Annotated in this window: 16 protein-coding genes; 7 read left to right on the top strand and 9 right to left on the bottom strand. The window is 55.6% G+C overall.

Going from position 1 to position 25551, the window contains the following annotated elements; all coding sequences use genetic code 11:
- Positions 1–293 precede the first annotated feature (293 nt).
- Entirely contained in the window at positions 294–1721 is a 1428-nt protein-coding gene (gene purB, locus ABEA92_RS20395) for an adenylosuccinate lyase (RefSeq protein ID WP_345685694.1), read from the top strand.
- A gap of 95 nt (positions 1722–1816) precedes the next feature.
- Here the strand turns inward: purB and ABEA92_RS20390 are convergent, their stop codons facing one another.
- Entirely contained in the window at positions 1817–2551 is a 735-nt protein-coding gene (locus tag ABEA92_RS20390; RefSeq protein WP_345685693.1) for an AraC family transcriptional regulator, read from the bottom strand.
- A gap of 157 nt (positions 2552–2708) precedes the next feature.
- On the opposite strand from ABEA92_RS20390, the gene ABEA92_RS20385 reads away from it, so the two are divergent.
- Both ABEA92_RS20385 and ABEA92_RS20380 read left to right on the top strand, forming a co-directional pair.
- Positions 2709–5891, top strand: coding sequence for a DUF1553 domain-containing protein (locus ABEA92_RS20385; RefSeq protein WP_345685692.1), 3183 nt, complete (start codon positions 2709–2711; stop codon positions 5889–5891).
- A 4-nt stretch (positions 5892–5895) separates the two neighbouring features.
- On the top strand, positions 5896–7326 hold the full coding sequence (locus tag ABEA92_RS20380) for a DUF1501 domain-containing protein (RefSeq protein WP_345685691.1): 1431 nt from the start codon (positions 5896–5898) through the stop codon (positions 7324–7326).
- Here ABEA92_RS20380 and ABEA92_RS20375 read toward each other — a convergent pair.
- Positions 7316–8398: a DinB family protein gene (locus ABEA92_RS20375; protein ID WP_345685690.1), complete on the bottom strand. Its 1083-nt coding sequence runs from the start codon at positions 8396–8398 to the stop codon at positions 7316–7318. The genes ABEA92_RS20380 and ABEA92_RS20375 overlap by 11 nt on opposite strands.
- Positions 8399–8722: 324 nt before the next feature.
- Here ABEA92_RS20375 and ABEA92_RS20370 point away from each other — a divergent pair, with 324 nt between their 5' ends.
- A complete protein-coding gene (locus ABEA92_RS20370; protein ID WP_345685689.1) occupies positions 8723–9688 on the top strand; it encodes a fatty acid desaturase family protein in 966 nt (321 codons plus the stop codon).
- Between the two features lie 275 nt (positions 9689–9963).
- Here the strand turns inward: ABEA92_RS20370 and mfd are convergent, their stop codons facing one another.
- On the bottom strand, positions 9964–13284 hold the full coding sequence (gene mfd / locus ABEA92_RS20365; protein ID WP_345685688.1) for a transcription-repair coupling factor: 3321 nt from the start codon (positions 13282–13284) through the stop codon (positions 9964–9966).
- 110 nt (positions 13285–13394) lie between these two features.
- Between mfd and ABEA92_RS20360 the strand changes: the two genes are divergently transcribed.
- Positions 13395–14441 carry a Gfo/Idh/MocA family protein gene (locus tag ABEA92_RS20360; RefSeq protein WP_345685687.1) on the top strand — a complete coding sequence of 349 codons (1047 nt, stop codon included), beginning with the start codon at positions 13395–13397 and terminating at the stop codon, positions 14439–14441.
- Between the two features lie 1282 nt (positions 14442–15723).
- Here ABEA92_RS20360 and ABEA92_RS20355 read toward each other — a convergent pair.
- The 3 genes from ABEA92_RS20355 to ABEA92_RS20345 form a co-directional block, all read right to left on the bottom strand.
- Positions 15724–17148 (bottom strand): oxidoreductase, encoded by a 1425-nt coding sequence (locus ABEA92_RS20355; RefSeq protein WP_345685686.1) that lies wholly within the window; start codon positions 17146–17148, stop codon positions 15724–15726.
- A gap of 118 nt (positions 17149–17266) precedes the next feature.
- Positions 17267–18010 (bottom strand): cysteine hydrolase family protein, encoded by a 744-nt coding sequence (locus tag ABEA92_RS20350; RefSeq protein ID WP_345685685.1) that lies wholly within the window; start codon positions 18008–18010, stop codon positions 17267–17269.
- 62 nt (positions 18011–18072) lie between these two features.
- Complete coding sequence (locus tag ABEA92_RS20345) at positions 18073–19323, bottom strand: Zn-dependent hydrolase (RefSeq protein WP_345685684.1); 1251 nt, start codon at positions 19321–19323, stop codon at positions 18073–18075.
- A 366-nt stretch (positions 19324–19689) separates the two neighbouring features.
- On the opposite strand from ABEA92_RS20345, the gene ABEA92_RS20340 reads away from it, so the two are divergent.
- Together ABEA92_RS20340 and ABEA92_RS20335 are read left to right on the top strand one after the other, a co-directional pair.
- Positions 19690–20400 (top strand): HEAT repeat domain-containing protein, encoded by a 711-nt coding sequence (locus tag ABEA92_RS20340; RefSeq protein WP_345685683.1) that lies wholly within the window; start codon positions 19690–19692, stop codon positions 20398–20400.
- Positions 20366–21985: an SHD1 domain-containing protein gene (locus ABEA92_RS20335; protein ID WP_345685682.1), complete on the top strand. Its 1620-nt coding sequence runs from the start codon at positions 20366–20368 to the stop codon at positions 21983–21985. The genes ABEA92_RS20340 and ABEA92_RS20335 overlap by 35 nt, the downstream gene beginning before the upstream one ends.
- Positions 21986–22045: 60 nt before the next feature.
- Here ABEA92_RS20335 and ABEA92_RS20330 read toward each other — a convergent pair whose 3' ends face one another.
- From ABEA92_RS20330 to ABEA92_RS20320, 3 genes are all read right to left on the bottom strand, one after another.
- Entirely contained in the window at positions 22046–23140 is a 1095-nt protein-coding gene (locus ABEA92_RS20330; protein ID WP_345685681.1) for an acyltransferase family protein, read from the bottom strand.
- 255 nt (positions 23141–23395) lie between these two features.
- A complete protein-coding gene (locus ABEA92_RS20325; protein ID WP_345685680.1) occupies positions 23396–24553 on the bottom strand; it encodes a PP2C family protein-serine/threonine phosphatase in 1158 nt (385 codons plus the stop codon).
- Entirely contained in the window at positions 24550–25485 is a 936-nt protein-coding gene (locus tag ABEA92_RS20320; RefSeq protein WP_345685679.1) for a response regulator, read from the bottom strand. Before ABEA92_RS20320 ends, ABEA92_RS20325 begins: the two co-directional genes overlap by 4 nt.
- Between the last annotated feature and the right edge of the window lie 66 nt (positions 25486–25551).

Here is a 25551-nt window from a genome sequence, read left to right as displayed (position 1 = left end):
TTGACCGATGAGATGTACGCTGGCCTTCCAAAGCCGTCGATTTTGTTAGCGGTACGGCGCGAGCCGTCCGGTGGTAGCGAGTAAAAAAGTTCGAATTCAACCGGGCGGCTGGCGTCGCTCCGCCACAAAAACCCCCGTTAGGGGCAAAGTGGGCCTGGCTGGGCGACGGCCTTGAAAAACCATCCAACAAGACTCCGAAACAGGCCGATGCTTCACGCGACGCAGTCCAAAGCGTATATTCCGGCACTTCGTTTGTGAATGAGCTTTCCCCCTTCTCTGTCAGGAGTCCCGTCGTGTCGACCGATCTACCCAATATCCTTGCATCGCGTTACGCAAGTGAAGCGATGGTGAAAATCTGGTCGCCCGCAAACAAGGTGGTTCTTGAACGTGAATTGTGGATTGCCGTATTGGAGGCTCAAAAGGACCTCGGGGTTCACGTCCCCGATGGGGTGATCGACGCCTACCGCTCGGTCATCGACAAGGTTGATTTGTTTGCCATCGACGCTCGCGAACGCGTTACCAAACACGATGTCAAAGCTCGTATCGAAGAATTCAACGAATTGGCGGGGCACGAGCATATTCATAAAGGAATGACATCGCGTGACTTGACCGAAAACGTCGAGCAGCTGCAAATTCGTTCCGCTCTGAATTTGGTTCGTGATCGCATTGTCACCGCACTTTCGTTGGTGGCCGAGCGAGCGGCAGAGTACAGCGAATTGGCCATTGCCGGTCGCAGCCACAATGTTCCCGCGCAGGTCACGACGGTCGGCAAACGGTTCGCCAACATCGCCGAAGAGTTGTTGGTCGCCCACGAGCGAATTGAGAACTTGTTGGTCCGCTACCCGCTGCGAGGCATCAAGGGCCCTGTGGGAACCCAGCAAGACATGCTCGATTTGTTCCAAGGCGACGCTGGCAAACTCGACCAATTGGACAGCCGGATCGCAAAATCACTGGGCTTTGAATCGTGTTTCGATTCGGTCGGGCAAGTGTATCCACGATCACTCGACTTTGATGTGATCTCGGCACTGACCCAGCTATCGTCGGCGCCAGCCAACTTTGCTCGCACATTGCGATTGATGGCGGGAGCGGAATTGGCGACCGAAGGATTCAAACCGGGCCAAGTCGGATCGTCGGCGATGCCCCACAAGATGAACGCACGCTCGGCGGAACGGATCGACGGATTCAACGTGATTTTGCGTGGTTATTTGACGATGGTTGGCGGATTGCTCGGCGATCAGTGGAACGAAGGGGACGTCAGCTGCAGTGTCGTCCGCCGCGTGGCGATTCCGGATGCGTTCTTGGCGATCGACGGACAACTTGAAACGTTCCTCACCGTGCTGGTCGATTACGGTGCATACCCGGCCGTGATCGATCGCGAATTGCGTCGCTACCTACCATTTTTGGCGACGACCAAGATCCTTGTCGCCGCCGTCAAATCGGGCGTGGGGCGTGAAACGGCACACGAAGCGATCAAAGAACACGCCGTTGCCGCGGCGCTTGCCATGCGTGAAAGCGGCCGCGATGACAACGATTTGATCGCACGCTTGGCCGCAGACGATCGCATCCCAATGGACGCCGAAGCTCTGAATGCGGCGATCGGAGACCCGAAGCAATTCATCGGCAATGCATCGACTCAGGTGCAAAACGTGATCACGCGAATCGAAGCGATCACTCGCAAAAATCCGGAAGCGGCCAGCTACCGCCCCGGCTCAATCTTGTAGCAGGCTTAATCTTGTAGCCGGCTCGATCCTGTAGACAGCTCGATCTTGAAAACGCTCGATCATCGCCCGGTGGTTCTCGGAACCCCGTGGCGATGTTAGCGACGCTTGTACTGTGATGGAGAACAGTTCATCCGCCGGCGAAAGCTGCGGCTGAAGTGAGCGTGGTCATAGAATCCGCAAGCGTGAGCGATTTCGGATACCGTTTGCTCAGTTTCTCGCAACAGCTTCGCTGCGTGCTCGACCCGCACGCGAACCAAATATTGTCGAGGCGACGCGCCAAACGCATGGCGAAAACGTCGCTCGAAATGGCTGACGGACAACCCCGCCATATCAGCAAGCTGCTGCGTGGAAAGATTGTCAGCAAAATGAGTGTGTAGATGCGCAATCACATTGGCAAACGCGTCGACGGTCCCCGAGGGCGTTTGGATCCGCTCGATCTGGCGTGAAAATCCCGCCACTCCGATCACGCGACCCCGCCGATCCCGCAGCGGAACCTTGCTGGTCATCACCAAACGAGGCGACCCGGCGTCTTCGGGTGCACTTTCGACACGATTGACGATCGCTTCACCCGATTGCATCACCGCAACATCATCGGCGCGGTACTCGTCGGCACGCGATTTGGGAAAGAAATCGTGATCCGTTTTGCCAATCGCCTCGGCTTCGCAAACCACTCCGCAATACTCACATCCGCGGCGGTTCAGCGCCATGAATCGACCGCGACGGTCTTTGACGAAAAACGACAGCCCAGGCAAATGGTCAAACAACGCGAACGCTTGGTCGCTCGGACCGAGTCGAGCAAAAAAGTCCTCTCGCATCCTGGTATTTTCCATGGCTTAATTTTACACAAGATTGAGTCTGGCGTGCAAGACAATTCGTGTTGGGAAGACCAGAATGAAGCAGCGTGAATGAGCCGAAACCTCGCCTCGACGCTATCAAAAACGTTGGTTTGAATTCCATCTTCGTCCTATCACGAGTGCTCCGCCCCTGATGTTACGCACCGCACTTTTCACGTTGCTGAGCGGCTTATCGGTCGTCTTAGCGGCCCCCGGCCTATCGGCAAAAGAGCTCGATTTCAACCGCGACATCCGTCCTATCCTGTCGGACAAATGCTATTTTTGTCACGGCCCCGACGCCAACACGCGTGAGGCGGGTTTGCGGTTGGATTCCCGCGACCAAGCGATCGACGTGATCGAATCAGGCGACCTTGTCGACCGGATTACCAGCGATGATCCCGACATGTTGATGCCGCCGCCGGGATCGAAGATCGAGTTGACGGAACAAGAAAAAGCGACGATCCAAATTTGGATCGAGCAGGGCGCTGCGTACGATCGTCACTGGGCGTTCGAGCTGTTGCCGGATGCGGTAGACGTTCCTGAGGTAGCCGAAGCGGGTTGGTGCCGAGAAACGTTGGACCGGTTTGTCTTGGCCCGCTTGGAAAGTGAGCACATGGCGCCTAGCCCCGAAGCGACACCGCTGCGTTGGCTGCGACGGGTCACGTTTGATTTGACAGGGCTGCCGCCAACGGCCGAGCAAATCACCGATTTTCAAGCCGCGTTGCAAACATCGGGTGAACAAGCGTACGAAGACGCCAGCGAATCGCTATTGAATTCGCCGGCATTTGGCGAGCACATGGCAGTCGCGTGGCTTGATGCCGCTCGCTATGCCGATTCCTACGGTTACCAATCGGACAAACTCAATACGCAGTGGCCTTATCGCGATTGGGTGGTCCAAGCATTCAACGAGAACCTTCCTTACGACCAATTTTTGACATGGCAAATTGCCGGCGATCTGCTTGAAAATCCCACTCGCCAACAACGGGTCGCCACGGCGTTTAATCGCATTCACCGGCTGAACAACGAGGGCGGTGCGGTGTTTGAAGAATGGCGAATCGAAAACGTTGCCGATCGCGTTCATACCTTCGGCACCGCGGTACTAGGATTGACGATGGAGTGTTGCCGATGCCACGACCACAAGTACGATCCGATCCCGATGCGTGACTACTATTCGATGTCGGCTTTCTTCAATTCGATTGATGAAAGCGGGGTGTATGACCGCACTGAAAAAGTTCCGTGCCCTTCGCTGCTGTTGCCAACGGATGAACAGCAGTTAGCGTTTGAGGCCACGAAACGCAACTTGGCTGAGGCCGAGCAAGCGTACCAACGTTCACTCGCCGAAGCACGCAGTCGCTGGGAATCATGGATGCCCGAGTCGATCGAGCGGCTTCAGATTCCTGATCTTCGGTTGGCCCTATCCTTTGACCGCGACTTCGACAACTCGCTCAAAACCATCTATCACCCATCGCAGTTGGACCGAGCCTGGACCACGATGCCGGAATTGGTCGAGGTCCACGATGCACCAGTCGCCCGTCTCGATCCGCATTTGGCCGCGGACACCCAGGATACCAAAACGCCACCGCCGCGACGGGCACTGAAACTCGATGGCGAGCGTGGGGTGACAACGCACGGGATCACTCCGTTTGATCGCTGGTTGCCAATGTCGGTGATCGTGACGATGCGTGAGACGAAACGCAGCCCGCTGCGGAGCTTGATCGCCCATCACACTCGCGGTACCGATTGCGGATACAACGGCTGGGATTTGACGATTGAAAACGGTCACCTCGAATCGAGGATGGCGCGAGTTTGGCCAGGAAATGCGATCAGCGTCCGCACGGTCGATCCAATCCCGCAGGATGTTTGGCACCAAGTTACCGCCACCTACGATGGATCGTCGACTGCGGCGGGACTGAAGCTATACCTCAACGGTCAACCGCTGCAGACCACGATCGTACGTGACCGCTTGAAGAAAAGCTGCAACGTAATCGTCGACCACGGCGGCGAATTTGTTGTCGGCCAACGATTTCGAGCTCGTGGTTTGGACGGTGGTTTGATCGATGATGTCCGCATTTACGACCGTGCCTTGACGGAATTGGAAATGCAAACTCTGGCTGGACAAAACGACAAAACCGACCGCGACAAACCAAGTTTTCAGTACTATGCGTCCGCGATTGACGAAGCGACCCGCGCGGCAATGCAATCGTTGACCGATGCTCGCAAGGCGTTTGTGATGGCTGAAGAGGTCATGAATGAAATTCCCATCATGGAAGAAACCGATGAACCGCGAGCGGCATACGTGCTTGCCCGTGGCGAGTATGATGCGCCGCAAACCGATGAAACGCGAGTCACCCGAGAAACACTTTCCGGGATTCCGCTGGCGTTTCCTGAGCATGCCCCACGGAACCGCTTGGGATTGGCCCGCTGGGTAACCGACCCCAAACATCCGCTCACGGCACGCGTGGCGGTCAACCGATTGTGGGGCAATTTCTTCACAGCCCCACTGGTGCGGACGCCCGAGAACTTTGGTTCCCAGGGCGATTTGCCGACGCATCCCAAACTGCTCGATTGGCTCGCACGTGACTTCATCGAGCATGGATGGGATGTCAAACGATTTTGCAAAAACATTGTACTCTCGGCCACCTATCGCCAGGATTCGGCTGCCGCGCCGGTGCAGATCGAAGCGGATCCAACGAACCAATTTCTAGCCCGCGGACCGTCCCATCGCTTGGCAGCCGAACAGATTCGCGATCTAGCGTTAACCGCTTCGGGGTTACTGAACGACGAACTTGGCGGGCCTCCGGTATCACCGTATCAACCCGGCGTGGATCTTTGGAAAGAATCCAATGGCATGTCGCCGCCGTACCAACAATCCGTTGGCAAGGCACTGTACCGCCGCTCGCTGTACTCGGTTTGGAAACGAACTGCTCCGCTGCCGAACATGATGGCGTTCGACACGACCACCCGCGAAGTGTGTACGGTAAAACGTTCGCGAACCAATACGCCGCTACAAGCACTGGTACTGCTGAACGACATCCAGTTCATCGAAGCATCGCGAGTGTTGGCTCAGCGGCTGCTCAAAGACCACGCCGACGCTCCACTAGACACGGCGTTCCTGAGATTGACGGGACGCGAACCGGATGCTCTCGAGCGAACGATTTTACAGAAACTGTACGCGGACGAGCAGCAGTTTTACCGCGAAAACCCGTCGGCCGCGACGGAATTGTTGTCGGTGGGTGAAGCCAAACTGGCGAACGACGTCGCCCCCATTCAACTCGCCGCGCTGACAAACGTATGTCAGGCAATCTTAAACCTCGATGCCACCATTTGGAAACGATAAAGCCATGTCACTGGATCCCTTGGCCGTGAACCGGCGTCATTTTTTCAAGCACAGCTGCACCGGAGTCGGGGTGGCGGCGTTGGCGAGTTTGTTAGGCCGTGAGACGCTTGCGACCGCCGCGCCGCATCGCGGTGCGACCGGCCCCCACTTTGCCCCCAAAGCGAAGCGGATCATCTATCTGTTTCAATCGGGCGGACCCGCGCAGCAGGATTTGTTCGATTACAAACCGCTGCTCAATAAAATGAATGGCCAGGAATTGCCGGCCGAAGTCCGTGGTCAACAGCGGTTAACGGGAATGTCCGTCAACCAATCGTCGCTGCCGATTGCGGGATCTCATTTCAAGTTTTCTCAGCACGGCGAAAGTGGTGCTTGGCTGAGCGATCTGCTGCCCTATCATCGTGATATCGTGGATGACGTCTGCTTCGTCAAGTCGATGCATACCGAGGCGATCAACCATGACCCGGCGATCACGATGTTTCAAACCGGTTCTCAAATCGCAGGCCGGCCATCGCTCGGATCGTGGCTGTCCTACGGATTAGGCAGCGAGAACGAGGACTTGCCCGCGTTCATCGTGTTGGTCTCGGCCAATCAGGGCGGCCAACCGCTGTACGCGCGTTTGTGGGGCAATGGATTTTTGGATTCCAAATACCAAGGCGTCCAATTTCGCGGCGGTAGCGACCCTGTGCTGTATTTATCGAATCCGTCCGGCATTCCCTCGTCCCGTCGCCGCGCCCAATTGGATGCGATTAAAACGCTAAACCAACACCAATTCGAGAAGGAATTGGATCCCGAAATCGAATCGCGAATCTCGCAGTATGAAATGGCGTTTCGAATGCAAACCAGCGTGCCCGATGCCGCCGATTTTTCGGATGAGCCCGAATCGACGTTTGAACTTTATGGCGAAGACGCCAAGAAACCGGGCACGTTTGCGGCGAACTGTTTGTTGGCAAGACGTCTAGCCCAACGTGACGTGCGATTCATCCAGTTGTACCATCAGGGCTGGGATCAACACTCGAACCTGCCGAAACAAATCAAGGACCAAGCTACGGAAACCGATCAAGCATCTGCTGCCTTGGTGAAGGACCTAAAACGGCTCGGACTGCTCGACGATACGCTGGTGATTTGGGGCGGCGAGTTCGGTCGCACCTCGTACACCCAAGGCGTACTGACCCACGACAACTATGGCCGAGACCATCATCCCCGCTGCTTTACCACGTGGTTGGCTGGCGGCGGCATCAAACCAGGAATCACGTATGGGGCAACCGATGAATTCGGCTACAACGTCGTCGAAAACGGCGTTCACGTGCATGATTTCAACGCCACGCTTTTGCATCTCATGGGCATCGACCACGAACGACTAACCTACAAATACCAGGGTCGACGTTTCCGATTGACCGACGTTCACGGTCATGTACTCGACGACATCATTGCTTGACGGTTGGTTCGGCAAGATCATCGATCGCGTACAACAGATCAATGTTGGTCCATGCCGCACCGACATGACGGAACATGTTGATCAATTGAGCACGGTGATGGGTGCCGTGCAAAGCGAGATGCGGGATGGATTCTCCGACACGAAAACGCGTGTGGGGACCACCGGCGGCGATCTCGACCACTCGCTGCGCCTCGTTGTCATCGACCGTGGCGATAAACGCGTTCCGCTGCGAGATGAATTCAGGCCATGTTTTACTTAACTCCGCCACGCTTGTGCTTTCGGGAGTGTGGGGAAACGGCCGAGGCCCTTCGTTCCAATTCGTGATCCACCATGCCTCGGCATCCATCAGGTGCAAAAGCGTCTTGCGAATCGAACCTGGGCCGATCACGAAATCACGATCGAGCTGTTCATCGGTTAGCGATGCCGCAAATTCCAACACCTTTTGAGTTGCCCAGTCGTTGTATTGAAATAGGCGAGTATTCCACTGGGCGTCCCACGGACATCCCTTGTCGCTAGGCTCAGAAACCTCTAAGCCATAGGCTCGTAAACTTGCCTCTGCTTCGGGGCTTTGAGCCACGGCATGTTTGGAAAGTCGATAGAACAGATAATCAATTCCGGCGACCACGGTACGATCGAACTGTTTCAGGTAGTTCAGCGCTTGGGCCCGGTGATGAACACCATGATTGACGACGTGAAGTAACAAATCGCTCAAGCAATGGTCATAGGGCGTTTGTTTGCTATCGCGATACTGAACACGGCGGCTCCAGCGGCTCGCACGTTCGGCGTCGATCAGTTCGCGTCGCTGCTGAGCGACCTGTTTTAGTGCGTCTGCGATCGCCGCGACGGACATTCCCTCGGGATCTTTGGGAAACGGCCGCCACGGTACACCCTGCCACCGTTCCATCCAAATCACTTCGGCGGTCAGAATATGAAACAGCGTCGCGCGAAGGGATCCAAACCCCATCTGACGTGGACTATCAAGCTGTGCATCGGAAAGGTCGCTGCAAAGTGCAATCACCTTGTCGTTTGCCCAATCGTTGTAGGCGTAAAGATCGTCCATTAATCCCGGCATAACGAGTGTCTCTGTGAAGTTAGAGTCAAACGTGGTTGAAAGCAAAAAGAATCGGTTTTGGCGATGCTGATGACATCATACTGAACCCCAAGAACAATTTGAACACGATTGACGAACGTCTTCGCCGGACATCAATTGCAAAATCGTCGATTGACATCTGCCAAGGTTGCCCTAGTCTGTGCCGCAGGTTCACACTTTGATTTGAACAGACTTGCCCAATGTGACAGGGTTGATCCCCCGTACGTTCGCGTTGTCCGCAGCCAAAACTTTGATTCATAGCGTGTCCATTCTCTGCAGCCCACGTTCAACGGAGGGATCGCTACGATGTCACTACACAACCACGCCGATTTTCGATCGGTTTTATGGGTCGCTCTCGCCATTACCTTGGTGGTGATTCAGTACAGCGATCCGAGTTGGGTGATTTATTTGAGTCCAATCAGCTGCTATCTGGCGATTGCGTGTGGGACGATCTCTCATAATCACAATCATCGCGCCACTTTCAAATCGCCGCGTTGGAATCATTTCTTTGGCCATATCCTGACCCTTTTCTATGGCTACCCGACGCTGATGTGGGTCCCGACCCACAACTTGAACCATCACCAATTCGTAAACCGTCCCGGCGATGCGACGGCGACGTGGCGTTACACCAACAAACACAGCATCTGGGTCGTCCTGAGTTATCCGTTTGTCTCCGGCTATTTTCAAAGCTTTCCGATTCGCGAGTACATCGAAAAGGTCAAAACCCGCAAACCCAAATTGTACGCCCGCATCCGTTTTCAATACGTCGTTTGGATGGGCGGTTATGTCGGGCTTGGCGTATTGGCCGCCGTGCTCTACCACAATCAACAAACGGGGCTCGGTTTGTACTTGTGGTTCTTCTCGGTGATCTTGCCGGCGATTTTGTCGAGCACGGTGATCATGTTCTTTAATTTCATCCAACATATCCACACGGATGCTTGGTCCGAACATGACCATTCGCGAAATTTCACCGGATGGTGGTTCAATTTTCTGTTCTTCAACAATGGCTACCACACCGCCCACCACGATCACCCCGGAATGCACTGGAGTGAATTACCAAGTGCACATGCCGCGATCGCGGCGACAATTAATCCTCGACTAAACGAACGAAATCTGTTCTGGTTTGTGTTTCGCCAATATGTCCTGGCGCCGCTGTTTCCCTCGCTGGGCACTCACCAAATCGGGCCCGTTCCAGGCGAAGGCCACAAGCCAAAGACGCCGCAAGTGGAGCTTCCCGAGCCGACCGCTGAGGTCGTGGGCCGTGATGCGTAAGTAATCCTTGGCCTGAAGTCCAAGGCGATCACAGAAGGCGCCTCCGGCACGAGAAAACCGGAGGGAGTGAATGTGTCAGTGACTGATTTGACGTCCCCGACAATTCCCGTAAGCAACGAAACGCTTGACGGCTTGTTGATTTAGTCGTACGACGGACTTCCTAGTCCGTCGAATACACCACTGACGGACTAGGAAGTCCATCATACGACCCTTGCCGCAGGAAACTTCACTAAATCAACAAGCCGTTGACGAGTTTCGCTGCGAGTTCGTTTACCTTAGCCGAGATGCAGTGCGGCTCGGGCTAGCTGCAGCCAACTGGTTCCTGCCACGTCGACTTCCATGTCGTAGTCTTTGGTCGGGATGTAGGCGCGGCGTTGATCGACGATACGGATTGCGATCGAACTCTGTCGCACCAGTTGATCGATCCGTTTGCGGTCGGTGTAGTGCAGCACGATGAAGCGAGCATCCGAAGTGATCGATGCAATTTGCCATGCAGCGGCATCGAGTCGCAACTCGGCAAGTTCGAGCATCCGCTTGGCGGGCTCGGGAAGCGCGCCGAATCGGTCCCGCAATTCGGTACGCACCTCTTTGATCTGCGACGCATTTTCGATCTTTGCGATGCGGCGGTACAGATCAATCTTATGACGCAAATCCGGCACATAGTCTTCGGGCAAATAGGCCTCGACCGGCAGATCGATATCAACATCGGCCGACAATTTCGGCGGTAACTTCTGTGCTTGGCGAACGGCGTCTTCGAGCAACTGGCAATACATCTCGTAACCCACCGCGGCGATATGTCCACTTTGTTGGCTACCCAACAAGTTACCGGCACCACGAATTTCAAGGTCGCGCATCGAGATCGCAAACCCAGCCCCCATGTGACTAAATTCTTCGATCGCACGAAGCCGTTTGGATGCTTCGGGGGTGAGATGTTTGTGGGGTGCGACCATCAAGTAAGCGTAGGCTTGATGTTTGTAGCGTCCCACGCGGCCTCGCAACTGATGCAGATCGCTTAAGCCGTAGCGATCAGCATCGTCGATAAAGATCGTATTCGCATTAGGAATATCGATCCCGCTTTCCACGATCGTGGTCGCCAACAGCATGTCAAATTTGTGCTCGATAAAGTCCACCATCACGCGTTCGAGTTCGCCTTCGCCCATTTGGCCGTGACCGATCCCGATACGGACTTCGGGGACGATGCGGCGGATTTTTTCCGATACCGTGTGCATGTCACCGATGCGATTGTGAATAAAGAACATCTGGCCGCCGCGATTCAACTCTCGCACGATCGCCGTGCGAATCATTTGATCTTCCCAACGGGTGACCTTGGTTTCTACCGCCATGCGTTCGGCCGGCGGGGTTTCCAAGTTGCTGATGTCTCGGACACCGACCAACGCCATATGCAGGGTTCGCGGAATCGGCGTCGCCGAAAGCGTCATCACGTCGACGTTGCTGTGCAGCGTTTTGAGTCGCTCTTTGACCGCGACCCCAAAGCGTTGTTCTTCGTCCACCACGACCAACCCGAGGTTGGCAAAGTCAACATCCTTGCTGGCCAAACGGTGGGTACCGACCACGATATCGACTTTGCCGCGGCGAATGTCTTTGACCGTTTGTCGTTGTTCAGCCGGGGTGCAAAACCGGCTCAGCTTTGCGATTTCAACGGGAAACTCGGCCATCCGTTCGCAAAAACTGTGGTAATGTTGTTCGGCCAGCACGGTGGTCGGTACCAGCACGGCGACTTGAAAACCGCTGGTGACCGCTTTGAACGCAGCCCGCATCGCCACTTCGGTCTTACCAAACCCAACGTCACCACAGATCAGCCGATCCATCGGCTTGGGGGTCTCCATATCCATTTTCGCCGCATCGATCGCGGTGACTTGGTCGTCGGTTTCGATGTAGGGAAAACTGGCGTCAAATTGGCGTTGCCAAGCGGAGTCCGAATCAAAAGCGATCCCACGGCGTGACGTTCGCTCGGCTTGCATTTCCAACAATTCGCTTGCCATGTCGGTGACAGCCGACTCAGCTGCTTTGCGTTGACGTTGCCACGCTTGGCTGCCGATTTTGGCAAGCCGCGGCTGTGTTTTGGTGCCGCCGACGTAGCGTTGGACCAAGCCAATTCGTGAGGCAGGCACATAGATTTTGCTGCCGCCATCGAATTCGATCGTCAGATGCTCGAGATGCTGCCCATTTTTTTCAATGTGCTGTAGACCGCGATACAACCCGATGCCATGCGAGAGATGAACGACCAGATCGCCCACTTCGAGTTGCAACAGATTCGCAATCGGTTTGCTGCGTGCTCGCGTTTGCCGGCGCCGAACCGGGCTACGATGAAACAGCTCGGCCCCGGTCAACACCAAGATCTCGGCGTCGGCCAAGCGGAAACCGCCGCTCAGCTCGGCGACGGTCAAATGCAAACGGCCTTGCATTTGTGCATTGGTGTCGCGAAGCAGTTCCGACAAACGCTCGCTATCGGCGGCAGTGTCGCCGACCAGAATGATGTCGTGGTTATCGGCGATCGTGTCGATTCGCTTACAAGCTTCGTCCAGCGTGACGGCGAACCCGTCGGCGCTGGACGAACGCAAATCGACGACGGCGCCGTCGACCGCCTCGTTCAACGAACTCGCCATCGCGATGGGAAACCGCTGCAGCGAGCCCATCAAATCGTCAAACGAGACAAAACGAGGATCGTCCCCTGAGCGATCAATGATCGCGTCGGCAGATTTTTTGCAGTCGTGAGGATCTACCAGCACGACGAGGGTGTCGTCGGGCAGGTAATCGGCCAGCATCCCAAACGAATTCGTTTCAGCGTCGGTCTTTTCTTCGATGTCTTCGCCGCTGATCGCGGTGATTTCGACTTCGCGGATCGATTCGATACTACGCTGGCTGGCCAGATCGAAGCGGCGGATCGATTCAATCTCGTCCCCAAACCATTCGATCCGTAGCGGATTGGGTTGATCGGCCGAAAAGACGTCCAAGATGCCGCCACGCGTGGCAAATTCACCTGGGAATTGGACGGCGGTGGTCGCGGCAAATCCGGCTTCGGCAAGCCAGCGACGAATCGTCTCGGGATTTACCTCTTCGCCTACCTTCAGCACTCGTGTTGCCGAATCGAGTCGCTCAGGCGACGGGACTCGCTGCATCGCACCGCCGATGAACGCAGTGACCAGCAGCGGATGGGGATCTTCGGCGGTTCGATCCTGCAGTCGCTGCAATACTTGCAGCCGCTCGGCAAATTCGGCGTCGCGATGATGGTGATTGCCCGAGGATTGACCACCGGAGGACAGCGGCAGCGAAATCGAATCGGTCAAACCAAACGCAATTGCGTCGCCGGCGACGATATCCGCGTCGGCCGCGTTGGGAAGCAGCACCAACACATTGGATTTGTGGCGTGCAATCGCGGCGGCTAGCAGCCCGCGAATTGAGCCCCAAACGCCGTCAAATGCCAACGACAGGTTCGTCGTACGACGCGAGGGTTTGCCCGAAGCCAGTTTTCGAGGGCGAAGTTTCTGGACATGCGCAGCGATCCCCGCCGCCTCGTCGATTAAACGGGGCAAGTCATGCAAACTCTTGGCGGTCGTGACAGCGGCGTCAGCCAAGCAGGCACCGTGATCGCAGGTGGTAAAGAAGCTATAGAAAAAGTATCGTGTGAGGGCAAATCTGGAAACACCACCAAACAAACATTCCCCCCACTACAGAAGCGAAAACAATGACGATTGGGATTGGCATTATCGGTTGCGGCATGATCGCAGGCTTTCACTCCAAAGCAATCAAGGACGCGAAAGGCGCCAAATTGGTGGGATGTGCCACTCGAAATCCGGAGCAAGCGGCTGCGTTTGCCGAGAAAAACGGCTGCAAAGCGTACGAATCGATCGAAGCAATGCTAGCCGATCCGGAGATTCAAGCGGTTTCAGTCTGCACCCCTAGCGGTGCTCACCGCGACCCCGCCGTGTTGGCCGCCCAGGCTGGCAAGCATGTGATCGTCGAAAAACCGCTCGAGATCACGGTCGAGCGTTGCGATCAAATCATCCAGGCCTGTGAAGAGGCTGGCGTTCGGCTCGCTGTGACGTTCCAAAGCCGCTTTCATGAGTCGAGCAAAATCATGAAAAAGGCGGTCGAAGAAGGTCGCTTTGGCAAGATCACGATGGGCGATTCGTACGTCAAGTGGTATCGCACCCAGGAATACTACGACAGCGGAGCATGGCGGGGCACTTGGGAACTCGATGGCGGCGGGGCGCTGATGAACCAAGCAATCCACAGTGTCGATCTGCTGCTGTGGTTGATGGGCGACGTTGTCGAGATCAGCGCGATGATGGACACGATGACTCACGAGCGAATCGAAGTCGAAGATGTGGTGGTTGCCAATTTGCGATTCGCCAATGGGGCACTTGGGGTGATCGAGGCGACGACCACTGCCTATCCCGGGGCGCTAAAACGAATCGAAATCAGCGGCAGCGAAGGCACCGCCGTCTTGGAAGAAGAAGACATCCTGGCGTGGCAATTCGCTAACGAAACGGAAGAAGATGCCGAGATTCGCAGGACGATGGCGGGCAAGACCGAAACTGGTGGCGGAGCGGCCGATCCATCGGCGATCGGGCACCATGGCCACACGATGCTGTTCGAAGAATTCGTCGCATCGATCCACGAAAATCGGCCCTGTTCGATTGACGGTCGCGAGGGTCGTCGCAGCATCGAAGTGATTCGTGCGATCTACGAAAGCGCCAAGACCGGCAAACGAGTGAAGCTGGGATCGTAGAGAAGCCAACGAAGTACGAGGGCATATCCGTAGTGGATCTTGCTAAAGATCCTCTTCACGCAGCGTCCACCGCATCGTCGCCCAGCTTTCCAAGCTGGGTGCGTTGCCATTGTCGCCCAGCTTTCCAAGCTGGCAGCGGTCGGGGGAACCTTCGGGGTGATTGGAACGCGAAGGCTTTCGCGTCGACGGTCAAGCATGACGCACGCTAACGGCTTGGAAAGCCGTGCGACTATTCGAGGCATCACACCATTGTCGCCCAGCTTTCCAAGCTGGAAGCGGTCGGGGGAACCTTCGTCGTGATTGGAACGTGAAGACTCTCGCTTCGACAATCAAACGTGACGCACGCTAACGGCTTGGAAAGCCGTGCGACACTTCGAGACATCCCGCCATTGTCGCCCAGCTTTCCAAGCTGGGAGCGGTCGGGGGAACCTTCGTCGTGATTGGAACGCGAAGACTCTCGCGTCGACAATCAAACGTGACGCACGCTGACGGCTCGGAAAGCCGTGCGACTATTCGAGGCATCACGCCATTGTCGCCCAGCTTTCCAAGCTGGAAGCGATCGGGGGAACCTTTGTCGTGATCGGAACGCGGATACTTTCGCGTCGACGGTCAAACGTGACGCACGCTAGCGGCTTGGAAAGCCGTGCGACACTTCGAGACATCACACTATTGTCGCACAGCTTTCCAAGCTGGCAGCGGTCGGGGGAACCTTCGTCGTGATTGGAACGTGAAGACTTTCGCGTCGACCGGTCAAGCGTGATGCACGCTGACGGCTTGGAAAGCCGTGCGACACTTCGAGACGTCACACCATTGTCGCCCAGCTTTCCAAGCTGGCAGCGGTCGGGGGAACCTTCGTCGTGATTGGAACGTGAAGACTCTCGCTTCGACAATCAAACGTGACGCACGCTAACGGCTTGGAAAGCCGTGCGACTATTCGAGGCATCACAACATCGTCGCCCAGCTTTCCAAGCTGGCAGCGATCGCGCGAACCTTCGTCGTGATTGGAACGTGAAGACTCTCGCTTCGACAATCAAACGTGACGCACGCTAACGGCTTGGAAAGCCGTGCGACTTTTCGTGACATCACACCATCGTCGCCCAGCTTTCCAAGCTGGCAGCGGTCGGGGGAACCTTCGTTGTGATCAGAACGTGAAGACTCTCGCCTCGACGGTCAAACGTGATGCACGCTGACGGCTTGGAAAGCCGTGCGACACTTCGTGACATCCCACCATTGTCGCCCAGCTTTCCAAGCTGGGTGCGGCGCGGGTGACGCAAACCGGCAATCAGCTGCTGCTTTTCAGATCGGCTAGCTGCTTGCGTTCGGGCATCGCTTTGTAGAACGGGTCCAGCGGGTAACATCCGCTGACGATGCCGTTTCGAGGTGCGGTCGTACAGTCACTAAACGTACGGCAGATCTTTTTTCGTGTCATCGCTTTACCATCGATCACATCGGCTGGCAAATCGGGATAGGACAACACCATGCGTCCCAAGCCGATCGAATCGGCCATCCCGGTTCGCACGACCGCCTGCGCCACGTTGGGCAACCAGTCTTGTAGGTAGCTGTATCCCGATCCCACGATCGTCAAATTGGGATGCATCCGTTTGATTTCTGCGGTCGCCTGAATTTGACGCACAACACCGACCAACGGATCCTCAGGCGGTTGATAACCGTCACTCGGCGGAAAGTATGCCGGCCTCTGGATATGGGGGTTGTAGTACGGGCTTCCCGCCGTCGAACAGACCAATTCGATCCCCAGCGATTCAAACAACGACATCAATCGCGATGGATCGCTCAGATCGATCCCGCCGCCACTGCCATCGCCACCGAACATCAAGCGAGGGTCGGCATTGGGTTCCGGAACCCCCACTCGGTCATCGCCAGGCTTGTAGGGAACAAAGTCAAAAATGCTGACCCGAACGCCGATCTCAAGCTGCGGTGCTTCCGAGCGAATGCCTGCGACAATCTCACGCAAAAAACGGGTACGGTTTTCAAACGAGCCCCCGAATTCGCCCACTCGATCGTGTCCGCCTAACAACTCGTGTCCGAGGTAGCCATGACAATGTTTTACATCGACAAAGTGATAGCCGCTCTGTTGGGCTCGCACGGCCGCCGCGATGAAATCATCAATCAATTTTTTTAGATCATCATCGCTCAGCAGTTTTGAATCGTCGGTGATAGCGAATCGTGGGTCGAGCGCGGGGTTCCGCTGAGCGATCAAGGGTTCCGCACGCGACTTGTCATTCGGACGGGCAAAACGCCCCGAATGAGTTAGCTGCAGACCGACGAGCAGATCATCACTGCGACCAAAACGTTCTTCATGAGCGTCAACCAGCTCGTGCCGCAGCGATTCGATGGACGACTGGTTTTTGTCGGTCATGACCAATTGGTTGGGATTGGCCCGCCCGTCATGTCGCACCGCAACGGCCTCGCCACCCCAGATTAGCTTAGCACCGCTGATACCGAAATTTTTCCAGCGGCGACGCGTCAGCTGCGTCGGTTTGCCATCGGCAGTACCATCCCAACCTTCCATTGGCAAGATACAAAACCGATTCCCAATCACCCCCTGATCCCGCTGGATCGGCTGTGCAAGCGGCGATTGTGCACCCTGTTCGACGGCTTCGTCACTTGGCAAGTCAAGCTCTAGTTCCGCGAGCCGGGATTTGAACTGATCGTGCGTTTTGAAACTTGCGATGCGTGGGTAAGCCATGGGTGATTTTTCTCTGAAAACAAACTGGTCGACAGTCAGCGTAACAAGATACTCGATTCATCACCCATTGTCTCGATCCAATCGGAAACCGAGTTTAGCCCCATTTACCGACAGCCATTTAAGATGGAATCAATCGACGAATGATCGATGTCGCTTCCTCTAGCTTCATCACCCGAGCATAGCGATCACGAAGCGTTGACAACGAGGCCTCGTGCAACTCAGGAGTCACCGTTGCGCAACAATCTTCGATCACCGTGACCAGATACCCTAGATCGCACGCATCGCGAACGGTGGTTTCCACACACTCGTTGGTGTAAACGCCGACGATGAACAACGATTCGATGCCCAAATTCTTCAAAACGTAATGCACGTTCGTCGACGAAAACACACCGCTGGCGGTTTTATTGATCACGATTTCATCTCGCTCTGCAAGCGGCGCGACGACTTCGAGAAAATCGGCGTCTCGGGATCCCGGTGCGGCCAACAAATTCAGTCGTTTGTGCCCTTTGCCACGGTCCCGCCCGTCTTGAGTCAACGATTGAATCCGCGTGTGAATCACCTCCAAATCATGACTACGAAATGTATCTTGCAACTTTCGCACGTTCGGCAAGACCATCGAATCGAGTCGGTTAAAATAGTACTCTTGGGCTTCGGGCGAGACGCCGCTGTTAGCAGCATCTCGAAACACTCCGTGACCGGGTGCGGCATCGAGGTATTGAAGGTCGATACACAGCAGCGCCGTGTTATGGTCCACCATGAATTCACGATGCGCCGGATTATCGATGAACGACTCGTGGTAAACGTCTTTCAGAGGATCGATGTGTTCGGTTGCGTCGCGATCGGTTGGATTGAAATTGTTCATAAATGGTTTTAGCAGAATAGGAATTCGGTAAGAGCGTTACGGAAAGAATCGATACGACGAAGTTAGCTCTGAGATAGAGACGCAAGCGTTTGCAGCATCACGTTGGCCCCCGCTTCGATATCGGACCACGCGGTCCATTCGGCGGGCGAATGGCTTTGACCATTTTTACTAGGGACAAAGACCATTCCGATCGGCACGATGCTGCCCATGATTTGTGCGTCATGCGCCGCACCGCTGGGCATGGTTTGATAGTCGAGCCCGAGCTGCTTGGCCTGGGTTTGCAATTGCTGGACCACGTCGCTGCTGCAAGCGACGGGCGCCAGGTAACTTTTTTGCTCGAATTCGAACATTAGATTTCGTCGCCGGGCAATGGCCGAGAGCGCTTTGCGAAAGGCGATCGAAAGTTCTTCCAAGACCACATCGGAAGTGTCTCGCACATCGAGAGAGAACTCAACGAGCCCGGGAACGGTGTTGGCAGCGCCGGGCAAAATCTGGGCTTTGCCAATCGTTGCACGACTGCGGTCGCTGCCATTTTCTTCCAAGATACGAGGGACTTCGTGAGCAAAATCGGCCAGTCCCATGAAGGCATCATTTCGCATGTCCATCGGCGTGGTACCTGCGTGGTTTGCTTCGCCACGCAACCAGACCGACCATGTGAACAACCCCGTGATTTCGTCAACAATGCCAATCGTTTTTTGCAAACGATCTAGCACCGGTCCCTGTTCGATGTGCAGTTCCAAGTAGTGGGCGATCGATTCAGGATCGCGGGCGGCGTCTAGCGCGGCAAACGGATCATACCCATGCCGCCGCATTTCATCGCTCAGCAGCACGCCGTCAAGGTCACTCATCGTTGCCAATCGCTCGGGATTGATTTTGCCGGCAACCGATTGCGAACCAAACATGCCACCAAATCGCCCCTCTTCATCACTAAATGCAATCAATTCAAGCGTTCGCTCGGGCACGAATTTCTCTTCGTGCATCCGGCGGAGGCATTCCAAGCCGACGACCACGCCGAGGGTTCCATCGAGCGCCCCGGCACAAGGAACCGTATCGATATGAGACCCCACCATCACTCGCGGCTTATCGGTCGATCCATTGAGCGTTCCCGAGACATTGGCTGCCCCATCGGTGCTGAGCGATAACCCCGCGTCTTCGATGCGGCCGGACAACCAACGCTTGCCCTCCATATCGGCATCGGTAAAGGCCATCCGATAGATCCCGCGGTCCTCGCGATTTTGGCCAATTTCGGCCAATGTCAAAATATCCGATTTAATCCGCTTGAGGTTAACTTTGAGGGTTGAGCAGTCGAGCATAGATAAGAAGTCGTATTCGCGTTGGTGTAGTCAGGACGTGAGCTAGATGACGTCGTGGGCATGACGAGGACGTGGTTGGGCGATTATCCCGAAATTCGAATCAGGCTAATCCAATTGGCCAAAAATTCGGTTCGAAACGCGGCCACGATGAATGCAATGAGTGGATTTGGAGCTGCGTTTGGCCGAGACCGATCGAAAACTGCCGCGTTTCCACGCATTTTCCCGCCAATATCACCGCCACAGCTCTACCTTAACACGAAAGAACTGGGGTTGGTCTAGACGGGGTGGCTGTGTTAAACGGTCAAGATGCAGCTTTAATTCCATCGGATCCAAAATCCGATCGCCTTTTACCTTTCGAGAAATTGCATGACGATCTGCAGAAAACGCATCACGTTTTCCAGTGGCATATCGTTTTTGATAGCGTCGATGCTTTGCTGCCTGGGCGGTTGCCAAGACGGGCCTCTGTACGCGCTGAAAGCGGTGAATCCCTATTTCGTCATGAAAGAATGGCGTGAGGACGACGCCTACGGGGTGACCGACCACGATCGGCGGAAGCAGCTTGCCAAGCTGGCGGATTCGATTGAATATTACGCTCCAGAACGTCAAGAGTATTGGGCCAGCCATCTTCAACAAATTCTCGAAAATGACGATAGCGCCGAGATGCGCCGTTTAGCCGTGCTGGCGAGCGGCAAAATCAATTCGAGTCGCAACTTGACGTTGATCGAAAAGGGCTTGGACGACGATAGCGTCAAGGTACGAATGGAAGCATGTCGGGCACTGAGCCGGATCGACAATGAATCATCGTCGCGATTGTTGGCGTCGATGGTGGGTAAAGAGTCCAACCAGGACGTTCGCAACGCTGCGATCCAATCGCTTGCGAAACACAAGAACGCGATCTCATTGAATTCATTGCGACTTGCGTTGTCCGATCGAAATCCCGCGACCCGAGATCTCACCATGGAATCGTTGCGGGGAGCCACCGGCAAAGATCTTGGAAACGATCCTGATGTCTGGATCGCCGAACTCGAGAAGAACGATCCCAATGAGCCAAACCAATCCGGAACGATGCTCCGCTAGCTCGCTGTCGCGTCGCATGTCGTTGCGACAGTATGTTTGGATCCCAATTTTTCTTGCCTCGCTCGTGATGGCCACGCCCACGACAGCGAGTGAACCGGTTCGCATCTGGGTTGACCAATCGGGTCTGCATGCGATCGAAGCGATGTTGATTAGCATCACCGATGAAGTGGCGTTTCTAAGACGTCCCGATGGATCAAAAGTCAAGATTGCGGTCGACCAACTAAGCCAAGCCGACCAGGACTACATTTCCAGCTGGAGCGATCGCTCTCATTTTTCGGAAAACCACCTTCGCTGGACGCCTCCGGTGCTGCCCAGATTTTCCGCGCGACCGCTGTTGGATTTACCGGCCGCGACGAGTTTATTGAACGACGGCGACGCGCTTGCGGCGGTCCGCGGGTCGCTGGCACCGCTGAAAACAACATTGCCATCGGTCTGCGTCCCCGATCCGCAGCCCTTTTCGTACAACTTGGCGTTCGGCAAGCAAACCATCGGGGACATTCAGCCCTATGACTCCGTTTCACGTCCGCTCGTCATCGCGACTGAGAGCCAAACGTTTTTAGCAGCATCGATTTCCACCGGATTGAACTCGAATCAATCCGCAACCTCTAACCGCATCGTTTGCTACGAGCCGGCGACCGGCAAAGCGTCAACGGTTTTTCAATCCAAGGTTCCAGTAACGATCCTTGACCATCACCAACCGAGCGGTCGCACGTTGGTGCTGTACGGACATCGTGTGATGGGGCATGGAGGACAGTTGGCCGTCGCCAAGGGATGGGAGGATGACCAATTAAGCATCAAGTATTTCCGGTCGCTGCCGATGATCTCGTCCTCTACCAGTGCCGTCGGCACCCAGGGCAAACAGGTGCACTGGGCGCGGTGGATCGACGATGAACACGTGGTCGCTGCCATCGATACCGAGATCGCGGTCTGGAATCTGTTCTCGGGGGAATGCGTCCATCGCATCTGCCGCATCCCATCGGCATGCGAACCGGCAATCTCGACCGGTCGACGCTACATCGCAGTGCCGCGACCCGGTGTGGTTGAACTTTACGAAACCGAAAGCGGTGCATCCTTGGGAACGATTCCAATCGAACCGGGCCAACGATCTTACGTCAGCTTCTCACCGCGTGGCGATTCCTTGGCCATTGCAACGACGTCGCGACTGCGTGTTTGGGAATTGTCGTCCGCCTCGTTGCGGGGCGAAGCGACCTCGCGGCGAAGCCTTGGCAAAGGGGCTCCGGTATGGATCGACACTGACTTGGTGTTGTCGTCCAACGGGGTGCTGTTGAGCATCTATCGAGGCGTTCCGGTTTGGCGTTACGAGTTGTCGGGATCCACGATCGCCTCGTTCGGTTTTACGACCGAACAACAGGGCGTGGGATTGGTGACGCGGCGTCCGCATGGCCAGATTGCCTATGTGGAAGTGCCTCACGAAACCGTGCAACGTGCAGTGCCGTGGGTCAACGATCGCTTGGCATCCGATGCCGACAACGTCTGGGACATCCCCGGCAAAAGTGTGCTGGGCGAATATGGATGGACCGACCGCGAATTGCGATTCACTCAGTTCGAGCAAGCATCACGCTAATCCATCGCGATCGTAGCGGCAAGCGAAGGCCGCCTTCCATTTCGCGTCGTGCTTTGGCGTCTAACTAACCGCCGCAGGAACCGATTCTGGTTCAGGTTTGGTGCGGTGACGCGTCCACAGTTTGCGAAGGGCGTTGGTGATCGGCTGCTCGATTCGATGAGTTACGATGATGGCCAACGAAAAGGAAAACGCCACTGCCATCAGAAAACTGATGTTCGACGGAATCCCCGAATGGTTCAGTCGATACATCAGGATGCAGCCCAGGTTGTTGTGACACAGATAGAGTGCGTAGGAGATCGTACTGATATAGACCAGCGGTCGAAGCCGCAGCAGCGGCATTTTGCCGTAAGCACACAAGGTCACCAGCGTGACGATCAACACGGTAGCAACGGGGTTATGTTTGCCGTGGTCGATGCTGTGGAAAACACCGCACGCAAGCAAGATACCCAGCATATTCTGCCAACGTTTTCCTGTTCCGGTTTTGATCATGTAAAGTAGAAAACCGATTGCAAAGAGCGGCACGAAATCGAGCAACATCAACAATCGCAGACTCGAGAGCAGCGAGAACCAACGTGCGTCTGCATATTGATCCGCGTAGGCATCCAACATCGGACACGCGATCAGCGACAGTGCACACAACGTTCCCCAGCCGATGAAATATCGCCGCAACGCGCCGATCTTAAACAGCACCACCAACGTGATATAGAACATCATCTCGACTTGCAGTGTCCACATCACGGGATCGACACATTCATAGCCGAGCACGCGAGGAAGCAGCGTCAAATTCGCAAAGAACTGTTCCGCGCCGAGCGGTTCGCCCGACAACGGCATCTGCCGCGTGATCCAAAGGTTTGCAACGATCACGATTAAAAAGAACGGGACGATGCGAATCATCCGAGCGGCAACGAAATCGACCGGTTTCCCCCGCCGCAGCAGCGACATGCTGTTCACAAATCCGCTGAGGATAAAGAACATCTCGACGCCGTACTTGCCAAACGGCCAGCTCCATCCAAGTGGTGAAACAAAACCGTATTTGACCGCGTACACGTACGACAGGTGAAACAGCAGCAAATTGATCGCCGCCAACGCGCGAAGCGCATCGAGTTCGACGATACGTTGATGGGGTTTCAGAATGGATTGAGTCGACTCAGACATTCGGGCGCAACAATTTCCGGGATGAAGGACAACAGCGATAACATCAATGCTGCTGTCGGTTCAATCATGGGTTGCAACGGCGAACGAGGTCGAGTTGCCCACAGAGCGACGACGAAATGGTGATCGGCGATGACAAGGTTTGACGGTCGTAGCGATTACGCCGACACGTCCGGCGTCAAGAGAGGACGCAAGCGAAGCGGCGTCCTACCCCATGAACGACGGGCAACGACGCTTGAACGTCCCAGCCGCTGGGCATCAGGAAAGCGGGGCGTTTGGGTCGACCGCCGCCCTCAGCAGCAACGCGGTGCAATCATCGCGATCGGCGCCGATATGCTGGATGTTTTCAAACAGCGAATCAATCACGTCGCGGAGCGTTCCCTGGTTACAGCGAACCGCTTTTTCAACGACATGATCAAACGATTGATAGGCCGTGTCGGGAGAAACCGAGTCAAGAATTCCGTCGGTGAACATCAACAAGGTCGATTCGGGAAACCCGCTGGCGACCTCGTGAGTGACGTAGTCCATCGTGTCAACGATCCCCAATGGCGGTTCCTTGGACGCCAAGGCACAAACCGATGCATCAGGGCTAATCACGTAGGCCGGGTGTCCCGCACTGGCATAGCGAATCGTTTTTCGTTCAGGGCAGAGAAAGCCGAGAAACATGGTCACGAAATAACGCAACTGCACATCGCGGCAAAGGATTTTATTTGCGCTACTAAGAATCGTTCCTGGATCGTCGCACATCATCGCCATCGCGCGAAGGATCGCTCGCGTTTCCATCATCACCATGGCCGGCACTAGGCCATGTCCACTGACGTCCGCGATCACAAAGGCCAAACGTCCATCGGGCAACTCCATCAAATCATAAAAATCACCTCCGGCCTGTTCGGCCGGTTCGCAACGGCCACACCACTGAACGCCGGCGAAGCAATCCGATGGATCGGGCAGCAACATTTGCTGGATACGATGGGCCAGCGCCAACTGGTTATGAAAACCGAGCAGTGACTTTTCGGCCAACCGTCGTCGACAACGTTCGATCGCCAAATCGATCGGCCGCGTCAAATGCTCGGGGCTGGCGACTTCGTCCTTCAGCACATAGTCTTCGGCCCCGCTGCGAACGGCAAGAATTGCCATCGAACGATCGGCGTGCCCACTGAAAACGACGATAGGCACATCGTTGGCCACCGCTTGAATTTGATTCAAACTTTCCAGCCCATGCGAATCGGGCAGATTTAAATCGAGCAGGATCAAATCGGGTAATCGTCCCGCTAGCACCTGGACTGCGGCGCCGAGTGTCTCAGTCACTTCTAGCTCGTAGGCCGATTCACTCTTTGCTAACCAGCGGCGGACCGCTTCGATATCGTCGAGACTGTCTTCCACCATCAAGATAAATCGGGATGGGGTATCCTTCACACCGACGACTCCTCGGCAACAGGCGATTCCTGCACATCCGAGACGCAACGTTTGATCATCGTGATCTCGTTCCCTTTTTCATTGTGCTTCACTTCATCCATGAATGTGTTGATCAACAGCAGCCCACGTCCGCCTTCTTTGTCAAGATTGCTGGGGTCGGTCGGATCGGGAACATCGTCCAAACAGAACCCAGGTCCCTCATCGCGAATCGTAAACATCACCCCTTCGCGATCGGCGACCAAGCGGAAATAGACGCGGCGATCGCCATACGGTGATTCGTTCATGCGTGCGTCGATCATGTCCAGATAGGGTTGCCCATCCTCCATCCGCCGCAGTTCCGAGTCGATTTCAAGATTCCCGTGGATCATGGCGTTGACAATCGCTTCGTCAAGCGCCATCGCAATCTGCATGTGTTGGCCAGGATCGTAGTCGGCCAACTCGTTCAGAATCGATTCGACACGGCCGATCAAATCAGGGACCAGCGATTGGTCATTGGTCAGCGCCCAGGACATCTCGGTGCGATCGAGACAACTCGCCAATAATTGGTTGGTTTGAGCTGCTTTCTGTAATTCGAGTGTCCGCCGCACGGTCGGCAGCAAGATGGTCGCCAGCGCGCTTTTGGGAACATAGCTTGCAGCACCGGCGTGCAGCGCTTGGGCCGCGATCAGTTCGCTACCGGCGGCAGTGGTCAAAATCACCGGCACCGGCAACTGCTGTGTCGTGATCTCGCGGACGAGTTCCAAACCGTCCATGTTGGGCATTTGCAAGTCGGTGACGACGAGATCGGGCATTTGCTCTTTGACCTTCGCAAGCGCCTGCACTCCGTCGGTTGCGACACTGACCTCGTAACCTGACGTTTCTAAAAGCATGCGAATTTGAATCAACTGTGTCGCGCTATCGTCGACGACAAGAATTCGGTGCTGGTCAGCCATGAACGGTCCTACAGGGAAGGGTAATCATCAAGTTTGCCGCGGATCGAGGTCACCGCTGCGATGCCA

The sequence above is a fragment of the Novipirellula caenicola genome, from assembly GCF_039545035.1.
GTDB classification, from domain to species: Bacteria; Planctomycetota; Planctomycetia; order Pirellulales; family Pirellulaceae; genus Novipirellula; species Novipirellula caenicola.
Note: the sequence above shows the minus strand (reverse complement) of the source record. Positions and strands in the feature narration are given on the sequence as shown.

Bases quoted from the DNA above. Each gene is read 5' to 3' on its own strand.
- ABEA92_RS20345 (WP_345685684.1), bottom strand. From the start codon at position 19,323: ATGCTCGACTGCTCAACCCTCAAAGTTAACCTCAAGCGGATTAAATCG.
- ABEA92_RS20350 (WP_345685685.1), bottom strand. From the start codon at position 18,010: ATGAACAATTTCAATCCAACCGATCGCGACGCAACCGAACACATCGAT.
- ABEA92_RS20340 (WP_345685683.1), top strand. From the start codon at position 19,690: ATGACGATCTGCAGAAAACGCATCACGTTTTCCAGTGGCATATCGTTT.
- ABEA92_RS20390 (WP_345685693.1), bottom strand. From the start codon at position 2,551: ATGGAAAATACCAGGATGCGAGAGGACTTTTTTGCTCGACTCGGTCCG.
- ABEA92_RS20360 (WP_345685687.1), top strand. From the start codon at position 13,395: ATGACGATTGGGATTGGCATTATCGGTTGCGGCATGATCGCAGGCTTT.
- ABEA92_RS20330 (WP_345685681.1), bottom strand. From the start codon at position 23,140: ATGTCTGAGTCGACTCAATCCATTCTGAAACCCCATCAACGTATCGTC.
- ABEA92_RS20385 (WP_345685692.1), top strand. From the start codon at position 2,709: ATGTTACGCACCGCACTTTTCACGTTGCTGAGCGGCTTATCGGTCGTC.
- ABEA92_RS20370 (WP_345685689.1), top strand. From the start codon at position 8,723: ATGTCACTACACAACCACGCCGATTTTCGATCGGTTTTATGGGTCGCT.
- ABEA92_RS20380 (WP_345685691.1), top strand. From the start codon at position 5,896: ATGTCACTGGATCCCTTGGCCGTGAACCGGCGTCATTTTTTCAAGCAC.
- ABEA92_RS20355 (WP_345685686.1), bottom strand. From the start codon at position 17,148: ATGGCTTACCCACGCATCGCAAGTTTCAAAACGCACGATCAGTTCAAA.
- ABEA92_RS20335 (WP_345685682.1), top strand. From the start codon at position 20,366: ATGAGCCAAACCAATCCGGAACGATGCTCCGCTAGCTCGCTGTCGCGT.
- ABEA92_RS20375 (WP_345685690.1), bottom strand. From the start codon at position 8,398: ATGCCGGGATTAATGGACGATCTTTACGCCTACAACGATTGGGCAAAC.
- ABEA92_RS20320 (WP_345685679.1), bottom strand. From the start codon at position 25,485: ATGGCTGACCAGCACCGAATTCTTGTCGTCGACGATAGCGCGACACAG.